Below are 6,013 nucleotides of genomic sequence, written 5' to 3'. Positions count from 1 at the left end.
CTGCGGGGCCGGGGGGTTTGTTTGCGGTTCCCCCCCGGGCCCCCCCCCCCCCCGCCGGGCCGGTTAAACACCGGGGGGCGGCGGCCCCCCCCCCCCCCCCCGGGGCGCCGGCCCGGGGCCCACCGAGGACTTCCCCGGACTTCTAGAGGCCCTGCCAGGTCGGCTTCGCGGCGTACGTGTCCCGGAAGTAGTCCGCGAGCTTGAGCCGCGAGGCCGCCGCCTCGTCGACCACGACGGTGGCGTGCGGGTGCAGCTGCAGGGCCGAGGCGGGCACCGCCGCGGACAGCGGACCCTCCACGGCGAGGGCGACGGCCTCGGCCTTGGCCTCGCCGGTGGCGAGCAGCACCAGGTGGCGGGCCTCCAGGATGGTGCCGATGCCCTGGGTGAGCACGTGGTGCGGGACTTCGTCGAGGCTGTCGAAGAACCGTGCGTTGTCCTCGCGGGTCTGCCGGGTCAGGGTCTTGATGCGGGTCCGCGACGCGAGCGACGAGCACGGCTCGTTGAAGCCGATGTGGCCGTCGGTGCCGATGCCGAGCAGCTGGAGGTCCACACCGCCGGCCTCGGCGAGCGCGCGGTCGTAGTCCACGGCCGCGGCGGCGATGTCCTCCGCATTGCCGTCCGGACCCAGGAAGGACGCCTCGGAGAGGCCGAGCGGCCCGACGACCTCGCGCAGGACCACCGAGCGGTAGGACTCGGGGTGGCCGGCCGGGAGGCCGACGTACTCGTCCAGCTGGCAGATCCGCGCACGGGAGGCGTCGAGGGTCCCGGCCTCCACCCGGGCGGCGAGCGCCCGGTAGATCGGGGTGGGGGTGGAGCCGGTGGCCACACCGAGCAGGGCATCGGGCTTGGCAGTCAGCAGATCGGCGATCGCTGCGGCTATGAGGCTGCCTCCGGCGGCGGCGTCGGGCACGATCACGATTTCCATACTGGCTCCACCATTTCTGGACTCAACTTAGAGGTCTAGACCATTCTGTCGTGAATCCCTCCCCCGCGTCCATTCCGGGTCCATTTCGCGTCCAGGGGCGTGGGCCGAGGCCGACGCCGACACCGGTCGGGACCGCGCGGCGCGCAGGCACACCTGCCCGTGGACCCGGCCGTCGCCGACCCCTGTCACGCCGTACGGCGGGCGGCGGGCGCGCGGCCGCCCGCCGATCTCCGACACCTGCTCGGCCATCGACGCGGACAGCCGCGAGGCGCTCGCGATGTAGTCCACGTTCAACGCCCCGAAGCCGACGATCTCCGGCGACCGCACGCCGGCTGAGCGACGTTCACCGTCCATGGCACCCCCACCAGGCCCAGCCGAAGAATCCCTCCTGAGGACATACCCAGCCGAGACCCGGCGCACCGCTTCGGAGCAACGTCGTGAGAACCCGGCCGAGCCGGTGCCGCCGTACGGACGGTGATCGTACGGACGTACGGACGTCCGTCCCGACGGAACAGCACGAGGCCGGCCGCGCCGTCAGCCGACCCGGCGGGCCAGCACCTGGCCCGGCCAGTCCTCCGAGAGGAAGCGATCGGTGGGAGTGAAGCCGTTGCGCTCGTAGAACGCGACCAGTTCGCCCCCGCCGCCCGCCCAGCAGTCGACCCGCAGCAGCTTCGCGCCGGCCCGCCCGGTCTCCTCGGCGGCATGGGCCAGCAGCGCCGCCCCGATGCCCCGGCCGGCGTGCCGCCGGTCGGAGACCAGCAGCCGGACGTACCGCTCGGGCTCCCCGGCCGGCGGGATCGGCAGCTGCGGGCTGGGGCCGGAGTCCAGCACCAGCGCTCCGGCCGGGGCTCCGTCCAGCTCCGCGACGTACGGGGTGTTCTCGGTCAGGTACCGCTCGACCCGCGCCACCCCGCCGGGCTTCTGCGAATACGGTGTCGTGCCCCACTGCTCCGTGTTGCCGCGCCCGTTCATCCAGAGCACTGCGGAGTCGAGCATGCCGAGCACGAACGGTGCGTCCGCCAGGACTCCCGGTCTGATACGAAGGCCGTGCATGGTGTCGTTCACACCCGAAGCCTAGACAGGTCGGGCGGGGCGGGCCGCTGCCCGGGGTCCAGGAACTGCCTGGTCGTTGCCGCCGCCGATCCCGGCGGACCGCCGGGGCCCTTCGTGATCGGGTCGGGGATAATGGCCGGGACCGCAGGCCGGCTGTGCCGGCGGCAACGACCGACGGAAGGCAGTGGACGGGGATGGCCCTGGAGGAAGGCGGACGCGTCAGGCTGGCCGAGGACCTGGCGATCGGTGAGGCGGTCGCCGGGGAGCCCGGGGCCGTCGTCGCGTTCCTCTCCCTGGGAGCCGGGATCGAAGGCACCGTCGAGCGGGTGGACGGGGAACTCCCCGAGAGCAGCGAAGTCCGCGAGTACCAGCGGCTCAAGGCGCTGTTCGAGGACTACGGGCACACCATGCCGGAGGCGAGCCGGAAGCGGCTGGAGGCGGAGATCGCCGTGCTGGGACCGCACTGGGCCGCGCACCGGGAGCAGGGAACGCGGGTGACGGTCCGGGTCCGCTTCGACAACGGCTTCGTCCTTGACGGGGCGCACGAGGACATCCTCACCCCGCTGTGACGGAGGGCGCGCCGGCGCAACGGCGCCGGGCCGAGTCCTGGACCGATTGACGCTCGGCCGATAGACGCTCCGCCGGCTGACGCCCCGCCGGCGGCCTGTCCGCCCGGAATGAATGAAAGCGCTCTCTTCGGCGAGGCCCACAGGCTTCGCGGCACGGCGGCTCACCAGGGCACGGCAGTGGGGGGACGCGAGGAGCCTTCGGCCGTGCCCGGGCGGGGCCTGATTCCCGGGTGGAGCCCGTGGGCGGCCCGGTGCGTGTGCATAGGGTCAGGTTCCCTGCATTGCACGGGAGTTGAAAGATGCCAGGGTCGGCCTCATTCTTGCGCTCCCCCTTGGCCGTCCCATCGGCTCCTGGTACCGTCCTGGAACTGAGAGCGCTCTCACGGCGCGCGGCGCACCCCACGCCGCGCCCACCGGCACCCCCACCCCCCCGCTCGCCCCCACACCGCTGTTCAGGCCCGCAGAGCCGCTGCGGAGCTGCCCGTCCGGACCGCCTCCTGCCCTACCCCGGTCCGCACGGCTCCCCGCCAGTGCCTGGCGCAGCGATGCACGCCACGAAGGGGAAGGCCATGCCTTCATTCACCGCGCCCCGGGCCAGGACCGAAACGCCGTGCGGCCGCCGTACCCGGCGACCTGCGAGCGGCCCCTGACGCCGACGGCACCCCGTCGTCCGGGGGCGCCGTCCCGCCTCGAACGTCCCGCCGTGAACGTGCCGCCGTCCAGGTGCCGCCTTGAACGTGCCACCGACCACGAGCCACCGACCACGAGCCACCGACCACGAGCCACCGACCAGGTCCCGTCGACCAGGTCCCGTCGACCAGGTGCCGTCGCCTCGCGACCGCGCCCGTGAGGCGGCGCCCGCCCGTGTCCCGAACTCCGACCGGACCAACCCCGCCGGGGGCCGGTCGGCGACGTCCCGTGCCCCTGCACACCCCGCACCGCCGTGACCAGGAAGGACCACCACCGCATGACGCATCACAGAACTCTCCCGCGCGCCCGTCGGCAGGGCGCCCACTCCGTCCCGCTGCTGCTCGCCGTCCTGGCGTTACTGCTCGGCGTCCTCGGTGTGACGCCGCTGGCCGGTACGGCCGCCGCCGCGTCGCCCGACTACACCCAGAGCGTGAGCGCCACCAGCGGCACCCAGGCGCTGATCTCCTTCACCCCGACCACGCCGGCGCTCTACGTCGACGTGCACTACCTGGTCAACGCGGCCAACCAGCAGAACGTCCGGATGGCCAACGCATCCGGCACCTGGACGCAGACCGTCAGCGGCCTCGTCACCGGCAACGTCCTGGACTACTGGTTCACCTACGAGAAGAGCGGCCCGCAGTACGACACGCCGCACTTCAGCTACACCCAGGGCGGGAGCACCGGCGGGCAGGCGGCGCAGCCGGGCTTCAGCCCGGCCGGCGGGCAGTACGCCACGGCCCAGACGGTGACGATCTCCGACGCCACCGCCGGGGCGACCATCCGCTACACCCGTGACGGCTCCACGCCGACCGGCAGCTCCCCGGTGTACACCGGGCCGATCAGCGTCACCGCGAGCAGCACCGTCAAGGCCTTCGCCCAGGCGTCCGGCCTCGCCGACTCCCCGGTGGCCACGGCGGTCTACACCATCGGTGGCACCCAGACGAGCTGCCCGGTGCAGTCGGAGACGCCCGACTTCGGGCCCAATGTCCACATCTACGACCCCAGCATGTCCGCCGCCAGCATCCAGGCTCAGCTGGACGCCCACTTCGAGCAGATGAAGGACACCCAGTCGGCGCAGTTCAGCTCCAACCGGGTGGCCGACCTGTTCAAGCCGGGCACGTACAACGTCAATGACAACGTCGGTTTCTACACCTCGGTGGCGGGCCTGGGCCAGGAGCCCGGCCAGGTGACCATCAACGGCAACATCACCGTCGACGCGTTCAACGCCTCGGACGCGGGCAACGCCACCCAGAACTTCTGGCGCAGCGCCGAGAACCTCACCATCAACCCCGGCGGTGGCACGAACCGCTGGGCCGTGGCGCAGGCCGCCCCGTTCCGGCGGATCGACGTGCACGGGAACCTCGCCCTGTACCCGGCGAGCTACGGCTGGGCCAGTGGCGGCTACGTCGCCGACAGCCGGGTCACCGGTCAGATGGCGTCGATCTCCCAGCAGCAGTGGTACACCCGGGACAGCGGCCTCGGCAGCTGGGACGGCGGCGTGTGGAACATGGTCTTCTCCGGCGTGCAGGGCGCCCCGGCGAACACCTTCCCCGCACCGCCCGAGACGGTGCTCGCCACCACGCCGGTCTCCCGTGACGTCCCGTACCTGTACGTCGACGGCTCCAACCGCTACCGGGTCTTCCTGCCGAGCCTGCGCACCAACGCGTCGGGCCCGAGCTGGGCGAGCGGCAGCACCCCCGGCAGCTCCCTGTCGATGAGCCAGTTCTACGTGGTCAAGGCCGGTGACACCGCCGCCAGCATCAACAACGCGCTCGCCCAGGGCTGCAACCTGTTCGTCACCCCGGGTGTCTACCACCTCAACCAGACGCTCAACGTCACCCGGGCGAACACGGTCGTCCTCGGCATCGGCTACCCGACCTTCGTCCCCGACAACGGCGTCAACGCCGTGCAGGTCGCCGATGTCGACGGGGTCCGGATCAAGGGTCTGCTCTTCGACGCCGGCACCGTCAACTCCCAGGCGCTGCTGACCGTCGGCCCGTCCGGCTCCGCCGCGAGCCACGCCGCCAACCCGACCACCGTCCAGGACGTGTTCTTCCGGATCGGCGGCCAGCTCGCCGGCAAGGCCACCAACAGCCTCGTGGTGAACAGCAGCAACACCGTCATCGACCACATCTGGGCCTGGCGCGCCGACCACGGCAACGCCGGGACCATCGGCTGGACGACCAACACCGCCGACACCGGCCTGGTCGTCAACGGCAACAACGTCCTCGCCACCGGCCTGTTCGTCGAGCACTACCAGAAGTACGAGGTGATCTGGAACGGCCAGGGCGGCCGCACCATCTTCTTCCAGAACGAGAACCCCTACGACGTGCCCAACCAGGCGGCCTGGAAGAGTTCCGCCTCGGTCAACGGCTACGCCGCCTACAAGGTCGGTGCCAACGTCACCAGCCACGAGGCGTGGGGCGTGGGCAGCTACTGCTACTTCAACGTCAATCCCGCGGTGGCCAACTACCACGCCTTCGAGGTGCCCAACAACAGCGGGGTCCGCTTCCACTCGCTGCTCACCGTCTCGCTGAACTACCAGGGCACCATCACCCACGTCATCAACGACACGGGGGCGGTCACGCCCACCGGGACCAGCCCGGTCAACGTGGTGTCGTACCCGTGAGCCGACCTGACCTGACCTGACCTGACCACCCGGCCCGCACCGCAGGCCGTCGTGCCGCTCCCGCGCCCTTCCGCGCGGGGGCGGCACCGTCTCGGGGCGGGCGCCGCCGGCCGGTGACCGCCGCCCGGCCGGGCCCGCCCACCTCGC

General features: G+C 72.0%; 4 protein-coding genes. 2 read left to right on the top strand and 2 right to left on the bottom strand.

Annotation, left to right across the window (positions count from 1 at the left end; all coding sequences use genetic code 11):
• Window positions 1–142 precede the first annotated feature (142 nt).
• Complete coding sequence (locus ACFUK0_RS07215; protein ID WP_380247099.1) at window positions 143–925, bottom strand: glucosamine-6-phosphate deaminase; 783 nt, start codon at window positions 923–925, stop codon at window positions 143–145.
• 534 nt (window positions 926–1,459) lie between these two features.
• The gene (locus tag ACFUK0_RS07210) at window positions 1,460–1,990 is read right to left on the bottom strand and encodes a GNAT family N-acetyltransferase (RefSeq protein ID WP_380247097.1); all 531 of its coding nucleotides are present in this window, start codon (window positions 1,988–1,990) and stop codon (window positions 1,460–1,462) included.
• A gap of 182 nt (window positions 1,991–2,172) precedes the next feature.
• On the opposite strand from ACFUK0_RS07210, the gene ACFUK0_RS07205 reads away from it, so the two are divergent.
• The gene (locus ACFUK0_RS07205) at window positions 2,173–2,547 is read left to right on the top strand and encodes a hypothetical protein (protein WP_380247095.1); all 375 of its coding nucleotides are present in this window, start codon (window positions 2,173–2,175) and stop codon (window positions 2,545–2,547) included.
• A 967-nt stretch (window positions 2,548–3,514) separates the two neighbouring features.
• A complete protein-coding gene (locus ACFUK0_RS07200) occupies window positions 3,515–5,866 on the top strand; it encodes a chitobiase/beta-hexosaminidase C-terminal domain-containing protein (protein ID WP_380247094.1) in 2,352 nt (783 codons plus the stop codon).
• Window positions 5,867–6,013 lie beyond the last annotated feature (147 nt).

The organism is Kitasatospora sp. NPDC057223, assembly GCF_042669755.1.
Lineage (GTDB): Bacteria > Actinomycetota > Actinomycetes > Streptomycetales > Streptomycetaceae > Kitasatospora.
The sequence above is the reverse complement of the archived record's forward strand: the minus strand, read 5'-3'. Positions and strand labels throughout refer to the sequence as shown.